Here is a 19,638-nt window from a genome sequence, read left to right on the forward strand (position 1 = left end):
ACATCGACATGAGCGTCATCGCGATCGACGGACCCAGCGGCGTCGGCAAATCCAGCACCTCCCAAGAGGTGGCGCGCCGACTCGGGTACGGCTACCTCGATACGGGAGCCATGTACCGGGCCATGGCCTGGCTGTGCCTCAACCGCGGCGTGTCCGACCCGGGAGACGTCGTCGAACTGATCCGCGGTGCCGACCTGGAGATCACCACCGATCCGGACGACTTCCGCGTCGAGGTCGACGGGATGGACATCACCGACGACATCCGCGAAGCGCGCGTGTCGGAGAACGTCCAGACGGTGTCGGCGGTCCAGGACGCGCGCGACGAGCTCATCGAGCGTCAGCGTGAGATCATCGGCGACACGACCCCCGGCATCGTCGTCGAGGGGCGGGACATCACGACCGTCGTCGCACCGGACGCGCCGGTCCGGATCCTCATGACCGCCGAAGAATCCGTGCGGATCGCGCGCCGGTCCACCGAACTGCACGGGACCGCGGACGCCGCAGCGGTGGACGCGACGCGGAAGCTGGTCGTGGACCGGGACGCGAAGGACTCGACGACGACGGACTTCCTCACGGCGGCAGACGGCGTACACACACTCGACACGACAGACGTGGGCTTCGAACAGGCTGTCGCAGCCGTGCTCGGGCTCGTGGAGGACACAACGACATGAGCGATGACCAGGACGACTTCATCCCCGACCCCGACGAGGACTTCGCCGATCGCGTCGCCGGCATCGATGACGAGGAGGCGGCGCAGCGCGCGGCGTCCCTGCGCAGCGGACTCGAGGCGTACGAGCTCGAGGAGGACGACCTCGAGCTGCTCGACGCCTACGAATCCGATGAGCACGCGACCCCGCTGGTGCGCCCCGCTCCGGTGCTCGCGATCGTCGGCCGCCCGAACGTGGGCAAGTCGACGCTCGTCAACCGCATCCTGGGCCGGCGCGAGGCCGTGGTCGAGGACGTCCCCGGTGTGACCCGTGACCGCGTCCGGTACAGCGCGGAGTGGGGCGGCCGACCGCTCACGCTCGTGGACACCGGCGGCTGGGACATCGACGTCCGCGGCATGTCCTCGCGGATCGCGGGACAGGCGGAGATCGCGGTCTCCCAGTCCGACGCGGTCCTGCTCATCGTCGACGTGACCACGGGTGTGACATCGACCGACGAGCACGTCGTGCGCATGCTGCGTCGTGCGGGCAAGCCCGTCATCCTCACAGCGAACAAGGTCGACGACGAACGCGGTGAGATCCAGGCGGCCGAGCTCTGGGCGCTGGGGCTGGGCGAACCGCGCACCGTCTCCGCGATGCACGGCCGCGGCGTCGCAGACCTGCTGGACGTCATCATGGAGACGCTGCCGGATTTCTCGGAGGTCGACGACCCGGAAGAGCCGGGCGGACCTCGACGGATCGCGCTGGTCGGGCGCCCCAACGTCGGGAAGTCCTCGCTGCTCAACCATCTGGCGAAGGAGGAGCGGGTCATCGTCGACAACGTCGCGGGCACGACGCGCGATCCCGTCGACCAGATCGTCGAGCTGGGAGGCAAGCCGTGGAAGTTCGTCGACACGGCGGGCATCAAGAAGCGTGCGCGACAGGCGAGCGGTGCCGACTACTACGCGTCTCTGCGGACGCAGACAGCGCTCGAGCGCGCAGAGCTCGCGCTCGTCCTCCTGGAGGCGAACGAACCCCTCAGCGAGCAGGACATCCGGATCGTCCGCAGTGCGACGGAGGCGGGCCGAGCACTCGTGCTCGCGTTCAACAAGTGGGACCTTGTCGATGAGGAGCGTCGACACTGGCTGGGACGTGAGATCGAGAAGGACCTGGCGCACGTCGCGTGGGCCCCGCGGGTGAACATCTCCGCGAAGACCGGTCGCCACGCGGACAAGCTGGTGCCTGCGATGGAGCACGCGCTCCAGAGCTGGGACATGCGTATCCCGACCAGTCGGCTCAATGCCTTCCTCGGTGAGCTCGTCGCGGCGAACCCGCACCCCGTGCGCGGTGGCAAGCAGCCGCGGATCCTCTTCGGCACGCAGGTCTCCAGCCGGCCGCCGCACATCGTCCTCTTCACGACCGGGTTCCTCGATCCCGGGTACAGGCGGTTCATCCTGCGCCGGCTGAGGGAGACGTTCGACTTCACCGGGACGCCCATCCACCTGGGCATGCGGATCCGGGAGAAGAGGAAGCGGCGGTGACGACCACGGATCACGACGGCGCCGCAGTGCCTGCGGAATCGCCGTCGGTCCGCACCCCGCTGCCGCGCTATGTCCTCGTGACAGTGGGGATCGCCGCCCTCGCGGTGACGATCCTGGTCGTCCGCGAGCTCCAGAGCATCATCGCGCCGGTGTTCCTCGCGCTCAACCTCGTCCTCATCGTGCATCCGCTGCAGTCCCGTCTCGTCCGACTGAGGGTGCCGCGCTTCGCAGCGGCGATGGTGACGGTCCTCGTCGTACTCGCCCTGCTCGCCGCGTTCTTCGCCCTGACCGGATGGTCCATCGCACAGCTGGTCCTGGTGCTGCCGACCTACACGGAGAAGATGCTCGCCATCGTGCAGGACTCGGCGCAGTGGCTCGCGACGATGGGGCTCACCCCGACGTTCATCGAGGACCAGCTCGCGGCGATCGATGCGAATTCGATAGCAGGAGCCGCAGGCGCGGTCTTCAGCAACGTCTCGATCGTGGTCGCCCTGCTCACGACCGTCGTCATGGCGGTGTTCTTCGTCGCCATGGACTCGATGTCGTTCGGTCAGCGGATCCTGGCCACCGCGGTCGTGCGTCCGCGGCTCGCGACAGCCATGACGTCGTTCGGCCACGGCGTGCGCAGGTACTGGGTCGTGGCGACGATCTTCGGTCTCATCGTCGCCGTGCTGGATGTCATCGCGCTGGAGATCATCGGCGTCCCGCTGGCGCTGGTGTGGGGCGTGCTGGCGTTCCTCACGAACTACATCCCGAACGTGGGCTTCGTCATCGGCCTCGTGCCGCCCGCGCTGCTGGCCCTGGTCGACCAGGGGTGGATGGCGGCACTGTGGGTCGTCATCGCGTTCAGCGTCCTCAACTTCGTGATCCAATCGATCATCCAGCCGAAGTTCACGGGGGAATCGGTGGGGGTCACACCCTTCGTGAGCTTCCTGTCGCTGCTCTTCTGGTACTGGGTGCTCGGAGCGCTCGGTGCGCTGCTCGCGCTCCCTGCGACGCTGCTGCTGAAGGCTCTGCTCGTCGATGCGGACCCGCGGGCCCGCTGGGTCAACAACCTCATCGCGTCCGACCTCCGCACCGGATCGGGGCTGCCGATCGGCAGGCGGCGCGGCACGGACCGGAACACGCGAGAGGTGGTCGTTCCCATGGCGGGCTGAGCAGACCCCGTACGATGTGGATATGAATGCGAAGACAGTCGCCATCCACCCGGTCGACCCGCAGCCGCGCCTGATCCGCCAGGCCGCGGAGGTCATCAGGAACGGTGGGCTCATCGCGTATCCGACGGATTCCTGCTATGCGCTGGGCTGCTCGCTGGGGAACAAGGAGGGCATCGAACGCATCGCGCGGATCCGCAGCCTCGACTCCAAGCACCACTACACGCTCATGTGCCACGAGTTCTCGCAGCTGGGCCAGTTCGTCATCGTGGACAACTCTGCGTTCCGCACGATCAAGTCTCTGATCCCGGGCCCTTACACCTTCATCATGAAGGCGACGAAGGAGGTGCCGCGGAAGATGATGCACCCCAAGAAGAACTCCGTCGGTGCGCGGATCCCGGAGAACGCCACTGCGCTGGCCCTGGTGCAGGAGGTGGGGGAGCCCATCCTGTCCTCGACACTGCTGCTGCCCGGTCAGGAGGATCCGCTCACGGAGCCCCAGGACGTCGCGGATGCGATCGGCCGTGATGTCGACCTCATCATCGAGTCCGGTGTCCCCGGCACCACCCCCACGAGCGTCATCGACTACACCGAAGGTGCGCCGATCGTGCGCCGTGAAGGTGCAGGTGACGTCTCGCGCTTCGCGTGAGGTTCACGTGGGCCGTGCCCGCTCGTCCTCGTGCGGCGGGGACTCGACCTCGTCGTCTGCGTCGGTCTGGTGCGCCTCGGCGATGAACGTCTGCAGCAGCGGGTCCGGGTCGACGCCCAGAGCGGAGTACCACAGTCGGGTCAGGTGATCCGCGAGCATCTGAGCTCCAGCGGCATCCGCGTACCTCGCGTCGGGTTCGTGGACGTAGACGTATCGGCACTGGGTCGACACCATGAACGACAGTGCCTGAGCGGCGACGAGGGGTTCGACCCCGCGGTCGACGGTCCCTTCGTCCTGGAGCCTGCGGATGGTCTGCGCATTGCGCTCCGCGAAGTCGGATGCACGAGCCATCCGCCGGACCTTGAGTGCTTCATCGAGGTACTCGGCCTGATCGAAGATAGCCATCAGATCGGAGTTCTTGCGGTATGCCTCGACGTACCGGCGGTTGCCGTTGAAGATCCGGCGGAACGGGTCGCCCACATCAGCCGGCCGCGACCCCGCGGGACGCACGGACCGCTCGTACGCGTCGTCGATGATCGCTGCGAGCAGCTGCTCGCGATCATCGAAGTACGTGTAGAGGGTCCCCGTCGAGACGCCGGCGCGTGCGGTCACCTCGGACAGTCGGGCATCGATGTATCCCTGCTCGTAGAACACCGCGCGTGCGGCATCGACGAGCGACTTGCGCGTGCGACGGCCCTTGCGGGTGAGGTCCCGGGGGTCGCGTCTCCGGCCGCCCGTCGGCCCACTGGGTCTGGATGTGGTGCTCATCGTCACTCCTCGTGTGCAGAGGTCGGCGGGGAGTGCTCCCCGGGACCGATCGGGACCATCATCGGGAACCGATCCCGCTCATGATCCGTTCGGGGTGCTGACGAGGGCCCGTTTGAGGATCTTGCCCGACGGTCCCTTCGGCAGCTCGTCGATGAACTCGATGATCCGCGGGATCTTGTACGCCGCGAGCTCCTCGCGGGTCACGCGCTCGACCTCGGCCGCGTCGAGCTGCGAGCCCTCGCTGCGCGCGATGACAGCGGTGACCTGCTGTCCGTACCGATCGTCGGGCGTGCCGACCACCGCCGCCTCGCGCACGCCGGGGATCTCGTACAGGACCTCCTCCACCTCGCGCGGGTACACGTTGTACCCCCCGTGGATGATGAGGTCCTTCATGCGGTCGACGATGAAGAGGTATCCGTCCTCATCGAGCTTCCCGATATCGCCCGTGCGGAACCAGCCGTCGTCATCGAGCACCTCTGCGGTCGCCTCGGGCCGGTTCCAGTAACCGCGCATGACGGCGGGACCCCTGAGGCACACCTCGCCGGGCTCGCCGGGCGCGGCATCGTTCCCGTCGAGGTCGACGACCTTCACGTCCATCCGCGGCACCGCATGGCCGACGCTGCCCACCTTCCGGATCCCGTGCAGCGGATTGAAGGTGCCCACCGCGCTGGTCTCCGTGAGCCCGTACCCTTCGACGACAGGCGCCGCGTAGCGCTCCTCGAAGCGTCTCAGGACGTCTGCGGAGATCGCCGCCCCGCCGGAACTCACCGCCCGCAGCGTCGGAGCCGGGCTGTCGGCGGCCTCGGCGAGCACCGACATCCACATCGTGGGCACACCCGACACGATCGTGACGCGATCGGCGGTGAGCGCCTCCACGAACGTCCGCGGATCCCAGCGGGGGAACAGCGTGACCGGGACCCCTGCCCGCAGAGAGGACAGGGTCACGGTGACGAGGCCGAACACGTGGAAGAGCGGCAGGCCCGTCGCCCAGTGGTCGTCAGGTCCGACGGCGGTGATCTCACCGACGATGTCGACGGTCGCCAGCAGGTTCCCGACGGTGAGCATCGCGCCCTTGGGGTGCCCGGTGGTGCCGGAGGTGTAGAGGAGCGCCGCAAGATCGTCGTGGGACCGTTCGACCACTGTGAAGTCGACGTCCCCGCGGTCGTCCGGACGGATCTCCGGGCCGTCGGACGGGACGGCGTCGATGAGGCGGTACGCGACTCCCGCGGCCTTGGCAGAGGTGCGGCCGGCCTCCGCCCGAGACGGGTGGGCGACGATGAGTCGCGCACCCGAGTCCTCGAGCAGGTAGTCGATCTCGCGTGAGGTCGAGAGCGGATTCACCGCGACGACGACGAGCCCGGCGGCCTGCGCGCCGAAGAACTCCGCGACGAACTCCGGGCAGCTCGGTGCGATGAGGATGATCCTGTCGCCGGGCTGCAGACCCGCGCCGATGAAGCGGTCCCGTGCCGCAGCGGCTTCCGCCAGCAGTCGCGACCAGGTGAGGACTGTGCGGCCGTCTCCCGGGGGAGTGAGCAGTGCGGGTGCGTCCGGCCGGGCGGACACCCACGGCAGCAGGATGTCCGGGAGGTGGGAGGTGGGTGCTTTGTCGTCGACGGCCATGAGGCTCCTTCGGATCACGGCCCGTGGAATCAGGACCACGGGGCCCTTTCACTGCGGTGCCAGGTTCGGTGTTCGGCACTGAACGAACGATTGGCAACACTTGAAATCGAGGTCATCCTCAACTATAGATAGAGGTAAGCCAGCTCACAAGGATGTGCCTGGCAGGGAAGGAGCCCAGATGGACGTCAAGGGACGTAGCGCGGTCGTGACAGGAGCAGCGGGCGGCATCGGCGCCGCATTGGCTCGAGAACTCGGTTCGCGGGGTGCCCGGGTGCTCCTCGCCGATATCGACCCTGCGGTCGCACAGACTGCGGAGGGGCTCGGCCAGGCCCAGTGGACGGGTGACGTGGCCTCGGCCGCCGGGGTCACCGGTCTCCTCGATGCGGCCCGGTCCCAGCTGGGAGAAGTCGACCTGTACTTCGCGAACGCCGGCATCGGCGGGGCATCCGGCCTCGGAGACGACGAGGACTGGGACGCGGTCCTCGACGTCAACCTCCGTGCGCACATCAGAGCCGCGCAGCGGCTCATCCCGGACTGGACCGCACGGGGGACGGGCTACTTCGTCGCGACGGCCTCGGCTGCGGGTCTCCTGACCCAGATCGGATCCGCCGGCTACTCGGTCACGAAGCACGCGGCACTGGCCTTCGCAGAATGGCTCTCCGTCACCTACGGAGACGACGGTGTCCGCGTGTCCGTCCTCGCCCCCATGGGCGTCGATACGAAGATCCTCTGGGGCGACCCGGACAATCCGAAGACAGGCGACGCGCTCGCCGCGCAGAAGGCCGTCTCCGAAGCAGGGGGCGTCCTCGACCCCGAGGATGTCGCCCGCACGGTCCTCGATGCCGTCGAGCAGGAGGAGTTCCTCATCCTCCCGCACCCGGAGGTCCTCGACATGTACCGCATGAAGGGCGCCGACTACGACCGGTGGCTGACCGGCATGCGCCGATACCAGGCGAAGCTGCGCACGATCGTCAAGGACGCGTGACGAGCGGGCGAACCGCCACTCCGACCGCTCTCATCATCCCGCCTCCTCGACACAGAGGCCGGTTGACGCCCAGCGGTTCCGAGCACAGACGAGACACGGCAGCAGACACGAGCAGAAGTCGCATCGACATAGGAGGACCACGTGCTGGAGACGACCGAACGCGGACGGGAATACCGGGAGAAGCTGCTCGCCTTCATGGACGAGAAGATCTACCCGGCGGAAGCCGTCTACGAAGAGCAGATGGCAGCCGCGGACACGCCGCACTTCCACCCGCAGATCCTCGAGGACCTCAAAGCGGAGGCGAAGTCCCGCGGACTGTGGAACCTCTTCCAGCCGCACAAGGAATGGGGCCCGGGCCTCACGAACTTCGAGTACGCCCCCCTCGCAGAGATCATGGGCCGGTCTCCTGACCTCGCACCCGAATCGATGAACTGCAACGCGCCGGACACCGGCAACATGGAGGTCTTCACGGTCTTCGGGTCGGACGAGCACAAGGAGAAGTGGCTGACGCCGCTCCTCGACGGAGAGATCCGCTCCGGCTTCGCGATGACGGAGCCCGCCGTCCCATCCTCGGACGCGACGAACATCGAGATGCTCATGAAGAAGGAGGGCGACGAGTACATCCTCGACGGTCGCAAGTGGTTCACCTCCAACGCGCTGCACCCCAAGTGCAAGGTGCTCATCGTGATGGGCAAGACGGACCCGAATGAGGCACCCCACCGCCAGCAGTCGATGCTGGTCGTCCCGATCGACGCGCCCGGCGTGACGATCGAGCGCAACCTCTCCGTGTTCGGATACAACGACCGCGAAGGCCATGCGGACGTCACCTTCGACCAGGTGCGCGTCCCCGCCAAGGACGTCCTCAAGGGCGAGGGCGAGGGCTTCGCGATCGCCCAGGCCCGCCTGGGACCGGGGCGCATCCACCACTGCATGCGGTCGATCGGCCTGGCGGAGCGCGCCCTCGAGCTCATGGTGAAGCGTGCAGAGTCCCGCGTCACGTGGGGGATGAAGGTGTCCGAGCGTGCGAACATCCAGGAGTGGATCGCGGAATCACGCATCGAGATCGACCAGGTTCGACTGCTGACCCTGCACGCCGCGGACATGATGGACAAGCACGGCAACAAGGTTGCGAAGAACGAGATCGCCCAGATCAAAGTCGCCGCGCCTACTATGGCTCTCAAGGTGCTTGATCGTGCGATCCAGGTCCACGGCGGCGGCGGCGTCACCCAGGACTTCCCGCTGGCCGGCTGGTGGGCAGGGCTGCGCACACTGCGTCTGGCCGACGGCCCGGACGAGGTCCACAAGCGCTCGATCGCCCGCAACGAGATCAAGAAGTACAGGAAGGACACGGCCTGATGAACCAGAGCAGCACACGGACCGCCCTCGTCACCGGAGGTGCGCGGGGGATCGGCGCCGCGATCGCGGAGCGACTCGCGGCGGACGGTATGAAGGTCGCAGTGATCGATCTGCGCGAAGAGGACACAGCAGACGTCGTGGGCCGCATCCGTGCGGCCGGCGGCGAGGCTCTGGGCATCGGAGCGAATGTCGCGGATGAGGAGCAGGCCGCCGCAGCGGTCGAACGCGTGGCGGGCGAGCTGGGCGCACCCACCGTGCTCGTCAACAACGCGGGCATCATCCGGGACAACATGCTCTTCAAGATGACGCGCGACGACTTCGATTCCGTGATGGGCGTGCACCTGACCGGCAACTTCCTCATGACTCGCGCAGTGCAGGGGCACATGGTCGAGCAGAAGTTCGGCCGCATCATCTCGCTGTCGTCGACATCGGCACTGGGCAACCGCGGGCAGACGAACTACTCGGCGGCCAAGGCCGGCATCCAGGGGATGACGAAGACCTACGCGTTCGAGCTCGGAAAGTTCGGTGTGACCGCGAACGCGATCGCACCGGGCTTCATCGAGACCGACATGACGAAGTCGACAGCAGAACGAGTCGGCGTGGATTTCGAGGACTTCGTCAAGGGCGCGATCGCACAGATCCCCGTCGCACGCTCTGGCAAGCCGGAGGACATCGCGCACACGGCTTCCTTCCTCGCGAGCGAGGGCGCGGGCTTCGTGTCGGGGCAGGTCATCTACGTCGCCGGCGGACCGAAGACCTGAGGGAGAGACATGAGCAGCACTGACACAGCAGTCCCCACCGGTGGCAGCGCCGCGGACACGGCGGCGATCGACGCCGCCGTGTCCGCGGCGGCGGCCGCGGCCCGGGACCTCACCGATGACGCCGCCGTGTGGGGCGTCCTCTACGATCACGGACTCGCCTGGGTCGACTTCCCGCGCGGCAGCGGGGGACTGGGTGTCTCCGGAAGTCTGCGCGCGTACGCCCACGCGGCGGTCGAGGCCGCAGGCCTCTCCCAGCCGGACCCGCGTCGCAACACGATCGGGTTCGGCATGGCCGCGCCCACGATCGCGGTCCACGGAACGGAAGACCAGCGGAAGCTCCTGCGCGACATCTTCACGCTCAGCCGCATCTTCTGCCAGCTGTTCTCCGAACCCGGCGCGGGCTCCGACCTCGCCGCTGTGGCCACGCGCGCAGTGCGCGACGGAGACGACTGGCGCGTGACCGGTCAGAAGGTCTGGACGTCCGGCGCGCAGAACGCGGACATCGCGATCCTCGTCACCCGCACCGATCCGGACGTGCCGAAGCACAAGGGCCTCACATACTTCCTCATCGACATGAAGCAGCCGGGGGTCGAGACCCGCGGTCTGCGGCAGATCACGGGCGAATCCGAGTTCAACGAGGTGTTCCTCGACGACGCAGTCGTCCCGGACTCCCGCCGTCTGGGCGACGTGGGAGAAGGCTGGCGCGTCGCGAACACGACGCTCAACAGCGAACGCGTGTCGATCGGTTCTGGAGCGCCTCGCGAAGGCGGCATGATCGGCGTCGTCGCCTCCGCCTGGAGATCCTCGACGAAGTACCGCAGCCCGGTGCTGCGCGACGAGCTGCTCGGGCACTGGGTCGACGCGGAGGTCCAGCGGACCTCCGGCATGCTCCTGAATCAGAAGCTCGCCGCGGGACGGCCGGGACCGGAGGGCTCCGGCGCCAAGGTGTCCTTCTCCCGGACCGCTCAGTCCCTGTCCGACCTCGACCTCCGCATGCGCGGAGTCGACGGTCTGCGCTACGACAGCTGGGAGGATCGCCGCCCCACCGACTACTCGATGACCGGCCGGAACCCCGTGTACCGGTACCTGCGGGCGAAGGGCAACTCGATCGAGGGCGGAACGACGGAGATCATCCTCAACATCATCGCCGAGAAGGTCCTCGGGCTGCCCGGCGAGCACCGCACTGACAAGGACGTTCCGTTCAAGGACATGCCACGATGAACGATATTGATCTTCTCCCCACCGACATCGACGAGGACCTGCGCACCAATGTGCGTGCTCTGCTCGCCGCACGCGCGTCCGCACAGGACGTCTCACGCGTCTATGACGAACCGGGCTTCGATGCGCCGGCCGTCGACGCGGGGCTCTTCGACGAGCTCGAGCTCGCGGGCCTCGTGATCCCCGAGGCGGACGGCGGCGACGGAGCCGGTCTGTCAGCAGCCGGGACCGTCGCCTCGGAGATCGGGCGCAGCGCGGCTCCGTCGCTGTTCCTCAGCTCTGCGGTCGTCGCCTCGCGCGTGGTGTTCCGCGCCGCTGCGGCGGAGCGGCGCACCGGCGCGGACGGTCCCGCGCACAAGCTGCTGCGACGCCTCGCCACGGACGGCACCACTGCGGCGCTGGCGATGGACGTCACGGCGCGGAAGTGGAGTGGATCGCTCCACGTCACGGCGAACACGGCGGGGCCGTCGGCCGCCGATGATCCGCTGGAGCCCGGCGCCGCGGTCGAACTCATCGGGATCGTCCACGGTGTCGCTGACGCGCACCGTGCCGACCTGCTGGTCGTCCCCGCTCGCACGGTGGGCGGTGCGCTCGTCATCGCGGTCGCGGACGCTGCGGATGCCCGCGTCACGGTCTTCCCGTCGCTGGACGAGACGCGCCGATTGTCCGAGGTGAAGCTCGCCGGTATCCGCGGACAGGTCATAGCGGTGGGCGACGGCGCGCAGCGTGCACTCGAACGAGCCTTGATCGACACGCTCGCGGTCCTCGCGTGCGAGCAGTCGGGGATCGTGGACGCAGCGTTCGACAGCGGGCTCGAGTACGTGAAGGAGCGCCGCCAGTTCGGCCGCACCATCGGGTCGTACCAGGCCATCAAGCACCGGCTCGCGGATGCGTGGATCGCTGCGAACCAGCTGCGCGCCGCCGCCGTCGCCGCTGTGCGGACGGTCGACGCCTCGGACGCCGGCGAGGTCAGCCGCGCGGACGCCGCGATCGCAGTGCGCACCGCCAGTGCGTATGCGAAGACGCACACCTCCCACATCGTCGAGGAGATCCTCCAGTTCCACGGGGGCAACGGGATGACCTGGGAGTTCCCCATCCACCTGCTGCTCAAGCGGGCGAAGCTCGACGAGGTCATGCTCGGCGGCGCGGAGGCGCAGCGCGACGAGCTGGGCCGCCTCGTCGACCTCTGATCGCCCACCCACCCCTCACGCACCACCACACATCCGAAGGAGCACCATGACCCAGGCAGTCATCGTTTCCACCGCACGCACGCCCATCGGCAAGGCGTACCGCGGTGCTTTCAACAACACCCAGTCGCAGGAACTCGCGGGCCACGCGATCCGTCACGCCGTCGAGCGCTCCGGCGTCGACCCCTCGGAGATCGAGGACGTCGTGCTCGGCGCGGCACTCCAGCAGGGTGCACAGGGCGGCAACATTGCACGTCAGGCCGCTATGCGAGCCGGTCTGCCCACCTCCGTCGCAGGCATGTCCGTGGACCGTCAGTGCGCGTCCGGACTGATGGCGATCGCGACCGCGGCCAAGCAGATCGTCCACGACGGCATGAAGGTCGCGGTGGGCGGCGGAGTCGAGTCGATCTCGCTGGTGCAGAACGACAAGGCGAACAGCTTCCGCGCCAAGGATCCGTGGCTGGTGGAGAACCTCCCGGAGCTCTACATGCCGATGCTGCACACGGCGGAGGTCGTCGCCGAGCGCTACGGCGTGTCCCGTCAGGCGCAGGACGAGTACTCGCTGTCCTCGCAGCAGCGCACGGCCGCAGGTCAGGAGGCCGGTCGCTTCGACTCGGAGATCGTTCCGCTCACGACGACGAAGATCGTCGTGGACAAGGAGACGGGGGAGTCCAGCGAGGTCGAGGTGACCCTCGAGAAGGATGAGGGCAATCGTCCCTCGACGACGCTCGACAGCCTTCAGGGGCTCAACCCCGTCCTGGAGCCGGGCGTCGCGTCGAAGGTCCCGACCGTCACCGCCGGGAACGCCTCACAGCTGTCCGACGGTGCCTCGGCATCCGTGCTCATGAGCGCGGAGGAGGCGGAGAAGCGCGGCCTGCAGCCGCTCGGCATCTACAAGGGCATGGCCGTTGCGGGCAATGCCCCGGACGAGATGGGGATCGGCCCGATCTACGCGATCCCGCGCCTGCTGGAGCGCCACGGCCTCACGGTCGACGACATCGGCCTGTGGGAGCTCAATGAGGCGTTCGCGGTCCAGGCCCTGTACTGCCGCGACCACCTGGGCATCGACCCCGAGGTCTACAACGTGGACGGCGGCGGGATCTCCGTGGGCCACCCCTACGGCATGACGGGCGCCCGCCTCGTCGGCCACGCCCTCATCGAAGGCAAGCGCCGCGGTGCCAAGCACGTCGTCGTGACGATGTGCGTGGGCGGTGGCATGGGCGCCGCCGGCCTCTTCGAAGTCGTCTGACCGAACATCCGCACAGCTGTGCCGTGCCGGGACTCCGCTCCCGGCACGGCACGTCACTCCGCTCGCACACCGTGGGCGGGGACCCGGGCTCCGACTGGAGTCAGAGCAGCGGCGGCGCGGAGACGCCCGTCGATCACGCGACCGGTATCAGTGCCGATGCCGGAGAACGGAGAAGCCCATGAGCTGGTTCGACGAGCGCCCCTGGTTGCGCACCCTCGGCCTCACAGCGGACGAGGCAGCGCCCCTGGAGCCGTCCACCCCACTGCAGGATCTGGCGGACACCGTCGCCGCCCACCCCGCCACCGTCGCCTGGTCGCACTACGGGGAGTCCGCGACGTACACGGAGTTCGACCGACAGACCACCGCCTTCGCGGCCTACCTCGCGGAATCGGGCATCCGCCCGGGGGACGCCGTCGCCGTGTATGCGCAGAACTCGCCGCACTTCCCGATCGCCACGTACGGCATCTGGAAGGCCGGCGCGGTCGTCGTCCCCCTGAACCCCATGTACCGCGATGAGCTCACGCACGCCTTCGCAGACGCGGATGTCAAGGCGATCGTGGTCCAGAAGGCGCTGCATCTGATGCGCGTGAAGGAGTACACGGCCGATCTGCCACTCGTGGTCCTTGCCGGGGACCTCGACTGGGCGCAGGACGGTCCGGATGCGGTGTTCGGTGCGTACGCGGACCTTCCGGATCTCCCGCTCCCCGACCTCAAGACCGTCGTCGACGAACGCCTCGACACGGACTTCGAGCCGGTCGCCGTCCGTCCCGAGGACCCCGCACTCATCGGTTACACGTCCGGCACGTCCGGGAAGGCGAAGGGTGCGCTGCACCCCCACGCGAGCATCTCGTCCAATTCCCGGATGGCTGCGCGGAACGCCCGCCTCCCGCAGGGCGCGGGCATCATGTCACTGGCGCCGCTCTTCCACATCACGGGCTTCATCTGCCAGATGATCGCGAGCAGTGCCAACGGCAGCACACTGGTCCTCAATCACAGGTTCGACCCCGCGTCGTTCCTCGACCTGCTCCGGCACGAGAAGCCCGCGTTCATGGCGGGTCCCGCCACGGTGTACACCGCGATGATGGCGAGCCCGAAGTTCGGGGCGGACGCCTTCGAGTCCTTCTCCTCGATCATGTCGGGCGGCGCACCGCTGCCGGAGGGCCTGGTCAAGCGGTTCGAGGAGAGGACGGGCCACTACATCGGGCAGGGCTACGGGCTCACGGAGACTGCGGCGCAGGCCGTCACGGTGCCGCGCGGACTGCGTGCACCGGTCGATCCCGAGTCCGGCAATCTGTCGACCGGCCTGCCGCAGCGCGATGCGATGGTCCGGATCCTCGACGATGAGGGGAACCCCCTCGGTCCACGGGAGGTGGGCGAAGTCGCGATCGGCGGCCCCATGGTCGCCGATGAGTACCTCGGCAATCCGCAGGCCACCGCTGACTCGATGCCCGGTGGCGAGCTGCGCACGGGCGACGTGGGCTTCATGGACGCCGACGGATGGGTCTTCATCGTCGACCGCAAGAAGGACATGATCAATGCGTCCGGCTTCAAGGTGTGGCCCCGTGAGGTCGAGGACATCCTGTATATGCACCCGGCGGTCCGTGAGGGTGCGGTCGTGGGTGTGCCGGACGAGTACCGCGGTGAGACGGTCGTCGCGTTCGTGAGCCTGCAGCCGGACGCGGAGGCGACCGCGGAGGACATCATCGCCCACTGCAAGGAGCACCTCGCCAGCTACAAGGCGCCGGTCGAGGTGACGGTCGTCGAGGAGCTGCCGAAGACGAGCTCGGGCAAGATCCTCCGTCGCACGGTCCGCGACGAGGCGACCGCAGCCCGGAAGGAGCAGCCGGGCAGCCACTGAGCGACGCGAGGAGGCGCACGATGGAGGACGCAGGACCCGGCATTCTGATCGCTAACCGGGGCGAGATCGCTGTCCGCGTCGTCCGCGCTGCGCGTGCCGCCGGTCTGCGGACCATCGTGGTGCGTGCGACGGACGAGGAGGCCCTCGGCACAGCCGGAGGTCTGCACCTGGGGCTCGCCGACGAGGTCGTGACCCTGCCCGGGCGCGGCGCATCGGCCTACCTCGATGCCTCCGCGATCATCGCGGCGGCGACCCACACAGGTGCGTCGCTCGTCCACCCGGGGTACGGCTTCCTCGCCGAATCGGCGGACCTCGCGCGGCGCTGTGCGGAGATCGGTCTCACGTGGGTCGGCCCGGATCCGCACGCGCTCGAGCTGTTCGGGGACAAGACGGCCACGCGGGCGCACGCCCGATCGGTGGGTGTCGCCGTGCCCGCGGCGACGGGTCTGCTGGAGCCGGATCGACCGGCCGGCGCAGGCGACGAACCGGCCGTGGCAGAAGCCCGTGCCCTCCTCGACGCCCACCCCGACGGCGTGGCGGTCAAAGCCGTCGCCGGGGGCGGAGGCCGCGGCATCCGCATCGTGCACCAGGCGGACGCACTGTCGGAGGCGCTCACGGCATGCTCCGCCGAGGCCCGTGCCGGCTTCGGAGACGGGCGCATCTTCGCGGAGGGACTGGTGGTCGGTGCTCGACACATCGAGGTGCAGGTGATCGGCACACCGTCCGGCGTGCACGTGCTGGGTGACCGGGACTGCTCGATCCAGCGCCGCCGGCAGAAGCTCGTCGAGATCGCTCCAGCGCCCGGACTCGACGAGGATCTGCGCGCACGCATCCACGCCGATGCGCTCCGCCTCGTGGAGCCTCTGTCCTACCAGTCGCTCGCCACCGTCGAATTCCTCGTCACCGGAGGTACTCATGTCCTCCTCGAGGTGAATCCCCGGATCCAGGTGGAGCACACCGTGACGGAGGAGGTGATGGGGATCGACCTCGTCGCCTGCCAGCTCGAGGTGGCCGCAGGCAGAGTGCCGGCTCTTCCCACCGAACCGGCCCCGCGCGGGACGGCGGTGCAGCTGCGCGTCGCCGCGGAGAGCACATCGCCTGCGGGGGACCCGGTGCCCAGCGTGGGGACCGTCACCGCAGTGACCTGGCCGACCGGCCCCGGGGTGCGCGTCGACACGTGGATCGGTGCGGGGACCAGGGTGACCGGCGTATTCGATGCGCTGCTGGCGAAGGTGATCGCGCACGGCGACAGCCTCGCAGCCGCACTCCACCGGGCGGATCGCGCGCTGGCGGAGACGCGGATCGAGGGCCTCGACACGAGCACGGGTCTGCTGCGGGCGGTCGGCGAACAGCTCGATCCGGGCCGTGAGACGACCACGGCGTTCGATGCCTGCGCCGCCCAGCTGGCGGAACGTGCCCGGGAGCTCGACGCGGCCGCCCGTGCACGTGACATGACCGCTGGCACGACCCGACCATCGCTGTCCGGACCGGCGGGCGGCGACGGCCGGGTGGGGGCGGCCTCGGCGGTGGTCCTCGCGGAGCAGGAGCTGGGCCCCGACCAGCACCTGCTGCGTGCCGCGGTGTCGGGCACCGTCGTCGCGATCGGGGACGCTCCGGGGGAGTACGTGCTCCTCGAGGCGATGAAGATGCACCACCCGGTGCCCGGTCCGCCCTCGTCCCACGTGCGCCATCTGGTCGGTGCGGGTGACTACGTGCCCGCTGGTTCTCCGGTCGCCGTCCTCACGGGTGCCGCACCTGCGGGGACGGATGCCGTGGAGGAACGCGGTCCCCACCCCGGCGTCGCCGAGGTCCGGGACCGGCACGCTGCAGTCGCGGACGACCAGCGTGAGGACGCGCTGGCCGCCATCCGGGCTCGTGGGCGACGCACAGCTCGGGAGAACATCGACGACCTCGTCGACCCCGGCACCTTCGTCGAGTACGGCCCCCTCGTGATCGCAGCCCAGACGCGCAGGCGCAGCGTCGAGGACCTCGTCGACCGCACCTCCGGTGACGGTCTGATCGGTGGAGTCGCGAAGATCGAGGAGCAGGAGGTCGTCGTCATGAGCTACGACTACTCCGTCCTCGCCGGCACGCAGGGCACGCGCAACCACGCGAAGACGGACCGACTCCTGGAACTCGCCGCGCGGCGATCCGCGCCCGTCGTCCTCTTCGCAGAGGGCGGAGGGGGGCGTCCCGGGGACACGGACCGTGCGCCGACCTCCGGGCTGAGTGTGCCCACCTTCGGGTCCTTGGCCGCGCTGCGGGGGCGGGTTCCGCTCGTGGCGGTCGTGTCCGGCCGGAGCTTCGCGGGCAATGCGGCGCTGGCAGGGGTGTGCGACCTCATCATCGCGACTCCGGACGCGAACATCGGGATGGGCGGGCCTGCGATGATCGAAGGCGGTGGTCTGGGACGCCACCGATCCGAGGACATCGGTCCGGTCGAGGTGCACGAATCGACCGGAGTGGTCGACGTCGTCGCCCGGGATGAGGCGGAAGCGGTCGCGACTGCCCGCCGCCTGCTGGGCTGCCTGTCCGTGCGGAGCGAACCCGCCGCCGAGGCCGCCGCGCCGCCCGCAGATTCCTCCCGCAGCGCTGTGCCGGCGGACCGCCTGCGCGCCTTCTCGATGCGAGCGGTGCTCGCATCGGTCGCGGACGCGCACTCCCTCATCGAGGTGCGCCCTCGATACGCACCCGGCGCGATCACCGGCTTCCTGCGCATAGCCGGTGCGCCGTTCGCGTTCCTGGCCAACGACAACTCACATCTGGGCGGTGCGATCGACGTCGACGCGGCCCGCTCCTTCGCCCAGCATCTGGGGTTGGCGGATGATCATGGCCTGCCGGTCCTGTCATTCGTCGACACGCCGGGCTTCATGGTGGGGCCCGACGCGGAGCGGGAGCCGGGGGTGCGCGCGTTCGGCGACCTCTTCGTCGCGGGTGCGCGACTGCGGTCGCCGCTGGGTGCGTTCGTGATCCGCAAGGGCTACGGGCTGGGCGCCATGGCGATGGCCGGCGGCGGGTTCGACGCCCCGCACTTCACCGTGGCGTGGCCCAGCGGGGAGATCGGGCCGATGGGACTGGAGGGAGCCGTCCGCCTGGGCCATGCGAAGGAGCTCGCCGCCATCTCTGATGCGGATGTGCGCGCCGCACGCGAGTCGGAGCTCGTCGAGGAGCTGTACGCCCAGGGCAGGGCGCTGAGCGCGGCGATGGTCTTCGACGTCGACGACGTCATCGATCCGGCGGACTCCCGCGCCTGGGCGAAGACGATCAGCTGACGCCGAATGCCGATCCGGAGACATCCGATCTAGAATCGTCCCTGATGAAACCCGTCGATCGCGAGATCCTCCGCCTGGCCGTGCCCGCGCTGGGCGCACTGATCGCCGAACCCCTCTTCCTCCTGGCGGACACCGCGATGGTCGGTCATCTGGGGGCGCCTCAACTGGGCGGACTCGCGATCGCATCGACCGTGCTGCAGACGGTGCTCGGACTCATGATCTTCCTCGCCTACGCCACCACTCCTCGTGTCGCCAAGCGCATGGGCACGGGCGACATCCGGGGAGCGGTGAGCGCGGGATTCGACGGGATGTGGCTGTCCGTCGTGATGTCCGCGCTCCTCCTGCTGGCTGGGCTGCCGCTGCTGGGGCCGGTCGTCGGAGCCTTCGGGCCCGCGCCCCAGGTCGAATCCGCGGCCCTCACGTATCTCACCATCTCCTGGTGGGGTCTGCCGTTCATGCTGCTCGTCGTCGCGGGCACAGGTCTGCTGCGCGGGCTGCAGGACACGACGACGCCGCTCTGGGTCGCCGGCGGCGGGTTCGGGGCGAACATCGTCCTCAACGCGATCCTCATCTACGGGCTGGACCTCGGGATCGCGGGGTCCGCGGTCGGCAGCGTGATCGCTCAGGCGGCCATGGCGGTCGTCATCCTGTGCATCGCATTCCGTGCGGCCGCACGACACGGAGCCAGTCTCTGGCCCCAGTGGTCGGGTGTGTGGTCGTCTGCCAGGACGTCGGGGTGGCTGGTGGTCCGCAGCGCGGCTCTGCGTGCGGCACTCATCCTCCTCGTGTTCGAGGCCACCGGGCTGGGCACCCAGCAGCTGGCGGCGGTCCAGGTCGTCCAGACGCTCTTCTTCGCGGTGGCGCTCGCACTCGACGCACTGGCGATCGCCGGTCAGGCGCTCATCGCTCTGCGACTGGGCGCTGAGGACGTGCCGGGAGTGCAGAGGATCACGGCGCGCCTGGTGCGCTGGGGCGTCGGGTTCGGCATCGTCTGCGCACTCCTCATCGCAGCGGGCGCCGCGTGGATCCCCTTCGCGTTCACGGGGGACCCGGCTGTGCGCTCGCTCCTCACGTCTCTTCTGCTCGTGTTCGCGGTGAGCCTCCCGCTGGCAGGAATCGTGTTCGTGCTGGATGGAGTGCTGCTGGGCGCAGAGGACGCACAGTACCTCGCGCTCGCCCAGGTCGTGTCCTTCGCGGTGTTCGCCGTGATCCTGTACGGAGCCATGGCGGTATGGCCCAACGCGCTCACGGCGTGGGCCGCATTCGTCCTGGGATTCCTGGGCGCTCGCGGAGTCACGCTCGGAGCCCGCGCTCGCGGACGCGCGTGGATCGACCGAGCGCTCGCCCGCGGTATCCGCTGAACTCCCGCGCGGAGG

General features: G+C 68.9%; 15 protein-coding genes. 13 read left to right on the forward strand and 2 right to left on the reverse strand.

The window, feature by feature from the left end:
* Window positions 1–8 precede the first annotated feature (8 nt).
* From cmk to BJEO58_RS10615, 4 genes are read left to right on the forward strand one after another with little or no spacing between them, the layout of a single operon-like run.
* A complete protein-coding gene (gene cmk, locus BJEO58_RS10600) occupies window positions 9–671 on the forward strand; it encodes a (d)CMP kinase (protein ID WP_101589550.1) in 663 nt (220 codons plus the stop codon).
* Entirely contained in the window at window positions 668–2,185 is a 1,518-nt protein-coding gene (gene der / locus BJEO58_RS10605) for a ribosome biogenesis GTPase Der (protein ID WP_101589450.1), read from the forward strand. The genes cmk and der overlap by 4 nt, the downstream gene beginning before the upstream one ends.
* Complete coding sequence (locus BJEO58_RS10610) at window positions 2,182–3,342, forward strand: AI-2E family transporter (RefSeq protein ID WP_101589451.1); 1,161 nt, start codon at window positions 2,182–2,184, stop codon at window positions 3,340–3,342. The genes der and BJEO58_RS10610 overlap by 4 nt, the downstream gene beginning before the upstream one ends.
* Before the next feature lie 22 nt (window positions 3,343–3,364).
* Complete coding sequence (locus BJEO58_RS10615) at window positions 3,365–3,988, forward strand: L-threonylcarbamoyladenylate synthase (RefSeq protein ID WP_101589452.1); 624 nt, start codon at window positions 3,365–3,367, stop codon at window positions 3,986–3,988.
* Between the two features lie 3 nt (window positions 3,989–3,991).
* On the opposite strand, the gene BJEO58_RS10620 is transcribed toward BJEO58_RS10615, so the two are convergent.
* Complete coding sequence (locus tag BJEO58_RS10620; RefSeq protein WP_101589453.1) at window positions 3,992–4,756, reverse strand: TetR/AcrR family transcriptional regulator; 765 nt, start codon at window positions 4,754–4,756, stop codon at window positions 3,992–3,994.
* Between the two features lie 78 nt (window positions 4,757–4,834).
* Complete coding sequence (locus BJEO58_RS10625; RefSeq protein WP_101589454.1) at window positions 4,835–6,376, reverse strand: AMP-binding protein; 1,542 nt, start codon at window positions 6,374–6,376, stop codon at window positions 4,835–4,837.
* Between the two features lie 178 nt (window positions 6,377–6,554).
* Between BJEO58_RS10625 and BJEO58_RS10630 the strand changes: the two genes are divergently transcribed.
* From BJEO58_RS10630 to BJEO58_RS10670, 9 genes are all read left to right on the forward strand, one after another.
* Window positions 6,555–7,361 (forward strand): SDR family oxidoreductase, encoded by an 807-nt coding sequence (locus BJEO58_RS10630; protein ID WP_101589455.1) that lies wholly within the window; start codon window positions 6,555–6,557, stop codon window positions 7,359–7,361.
* A gap of 141 nt (window positions 7,362–7,502) precedes the next feature.
* Window positions 7,503–8,717 carry an acyl-CoA dehydrogenase family protein gene (locus BJEO58_RS10635; RefSeq protein ID WP_101589456.1) on the forward strand — a complete coding sequence of 405 codons (1,215 nt, stop codon included), beginning with the start codon at window positions 7,503–7,505 and terminating at the stop codon, window positions 8,715–8,717.
* Window positions 8,717–9,478 (forward strand): SDR family oxidoreductase, encoded by a 762-nt coding sequence (locus BJEO58_RS10640; RefSeq protein WP_101589457.1) that lies wholly within the window; start codon window positions 8,717–8,719, stop codon window positions 9,476–9,478. The genes BJEO58_RS10635 and BJEO58_RS10640 overlap by 1 nt, the downstream gene beginning before the upstream one ends.
* A gap of 9 nt (window positions 9,479–9,487) precedes the next feature.
* Window positions 9,488–10,699 carry an acyl-CoA dehydrogenase family protein gene (locus tag BJEO58_RS10645; protein ID WP_101589458.1) on the forward strand — a complete coding sequence of 404 codons (1,212 nt, stop codon included), beginning with the start codon at window positions 9,488–9,490 and terminating at the stop codon, window positions 10,697–10,699.
* Window positions 10,696–11,886 carry an acyl-CoA dehydrogenase family protein gene (locus BJEO58_RS10650; protein WP_101589459.1) on the forward strand — a complete coding sequence of 397 codons (1,191 nt, stop codon included), beginning with the start codon at window positions 10,696–10,698 and terminating at the stop codon, window positions 11,884–11,886. Before BJEO58_RS10645 ends, BJEO58_RS10650 begins: the two co-directional genes overlap by 4 nt.
* A 46-nt stretch (window positions 11,887–11,932) precedes the next feature.
* Window positions 11,933–13,132, forward strand: coding sequence for an acetyl-CoA C-acyltransferase (locus tag BJEO58_RS10655; RefSeq protein ID WP_101589460.1), 1,200 nt, complete (start codon window positions 11,933–11,935; stop codon window positions 13,130–13,132).
* A 178-nt stretch (window positions 13,133–13,310) separates the two neighbouring features.
* Window positions 13,311–14,990 (forward strand): class I adenylate-forming enzyme family protein, encoded by a 1,680-nt coding sequence (locus tag BJEO58_RS10660; protein ID WP_101589461.1) that lies wholly within the window; start codon window positions 13,311–13,313, stop codon window positions 14,988–14,990.
* A 20-nt stretch (window positions 14,991–15,010) separates the two neighbouring features.
* Window positions 15,011–18,262 carry a carboxyl transferase domain-containing protein gene (locus tag BJEO58_RS10665; protein WP_101589462.1) on the forward strand — a complete coding sequence of 1,084 codons (3,252 nt, stop codon included), beginning with the start codon at window positions 15,011–15,013 and terminating at the stop codon, window positions 18,260–18,262.
* A 44-nt stretch (window positions 18,263–18,306) separates the two neighbouring features.
* Window positions 18,307–19,623 (forward strand): MATE family efflux transporter, encoded by a 1,317-nt coding sequence (locus tag BJEO58_RS10670; RefSeq protein WP_101589463.1) that lies wholly within the window; start codon window positions 18,307–18,309, stop codon window positions 19,621–19,623.
* The last annotated feature ends 15 nt before the right edge of the window (window positions 19,624–19,638 follow it).

It is taken from the genome of Brevibacterium jeotgali, assembly GCF_900169175.1.
Taxonomy (GTDB): Bacteria; Actinomycetota; Actinomycetes; order Actinomycetales; family Brevibacteriaceae; genus Brevibacterium; species Brevibacterium jeotgali.

What these genes read in the sequence shown, in the direction of transcription:
- BJEO58_RS10670 (WP_101589463.1), top strand. Translation starts at nt 18,307, where the DNA reads ATGAAACCCGTCGATCGCGAGATCCTCCGCCTGGCCGTGCCCGCGCTG.
- BJEO58_RS10660 (WP_101589461.1), top strand. Translation starts at nt 13,311, where the DNA reads ATGAGCTGGTTCGACGAGCGCCCCTGGTTGCGCACCCTCGGCCTCACA.
- BJEO58_RS10630 (WP_101589455.1), top strand. Translation starts at nt 6,555, where the DNA reads ATGGACGTCAAGGGACGTAGCGCGGTCGTGACAGGAGCAGCGGGCGGC.
- BJEO58_RS10665 (WP_101589462.1), top strand. Translation starts at nt 15,011, where the DNA reads ATGGAGGACGCAGGACCCGGCATTCTGATCGCTAACCGGGGCGAGATC.
- BJEO58_RS10640 (WP_101589457.1), top strand. Translation starts at nt 8,717, where the DNA reads ATGAACCAGAGCAGCACACGGACCGCCCTCGTCACCGGAGGTGCGCGG.
- BJEO58_RS10655 (WP_101589460.1), top strand. Translation starts at nt 11,933, where the DNA reads ATGACCCAGGCAGTCATCGTTTCCACCGCACGCACGCCCATCGGCAAG.
- cmk (WP_101589550.1), top strand. Translation starts at nt 9, where the DNA reads ATGAGCGTCATCGCGATCGACGGACCCAGCGGCGTCGGCAAATCCAGC.
- BJEO58_RS10615 (WP_101589452.1), top strand. Translation starts at nt 3,365, where the DNA reads ATGAATGCGAAGACAGTCGCCATCCACCCGGTCGACCCGCAGCCGCGC.
- BJEO58_RS10650 (WP_101589459.1), top strand. Translation starts at nt 10,696, where the DNA reads ATGAACGATATTGATCTTCTCCCCACCGACATCGACGAGGACCTGCGC.
- BJEO58_RS10620 (WP_101589453.1), bottom strand. Translation starts at nt 4,756, where the DNA reads ATGAGCACCACATCCAGACCCAGTGGGCCGACGGGCGGCCGGAGACGC.
- BJEO58_RS10645 (WP_101589458.1), top strand. Translation starts at nt 9,488, where the DNA reads ATGAGCAGCACTGACACAGCAGTCCCCACCGGTGGCAGCGCCGCGGAC.
- BJEO58_RS10625 (WP_101589454.1), bottom strand. Translation starts at nt 6,376, where the DNA reads ATGGCCGTCGACGACAAAGCACCCACCTCCCACCTCCCGGACATCCTG.
- der (WP_101589450.1), top strand. Translation starts at nt 668, where the DNA reads ATGAGCGATGACCAGGACGACTTCATCCCCGACCCCGACGAGGACTTC.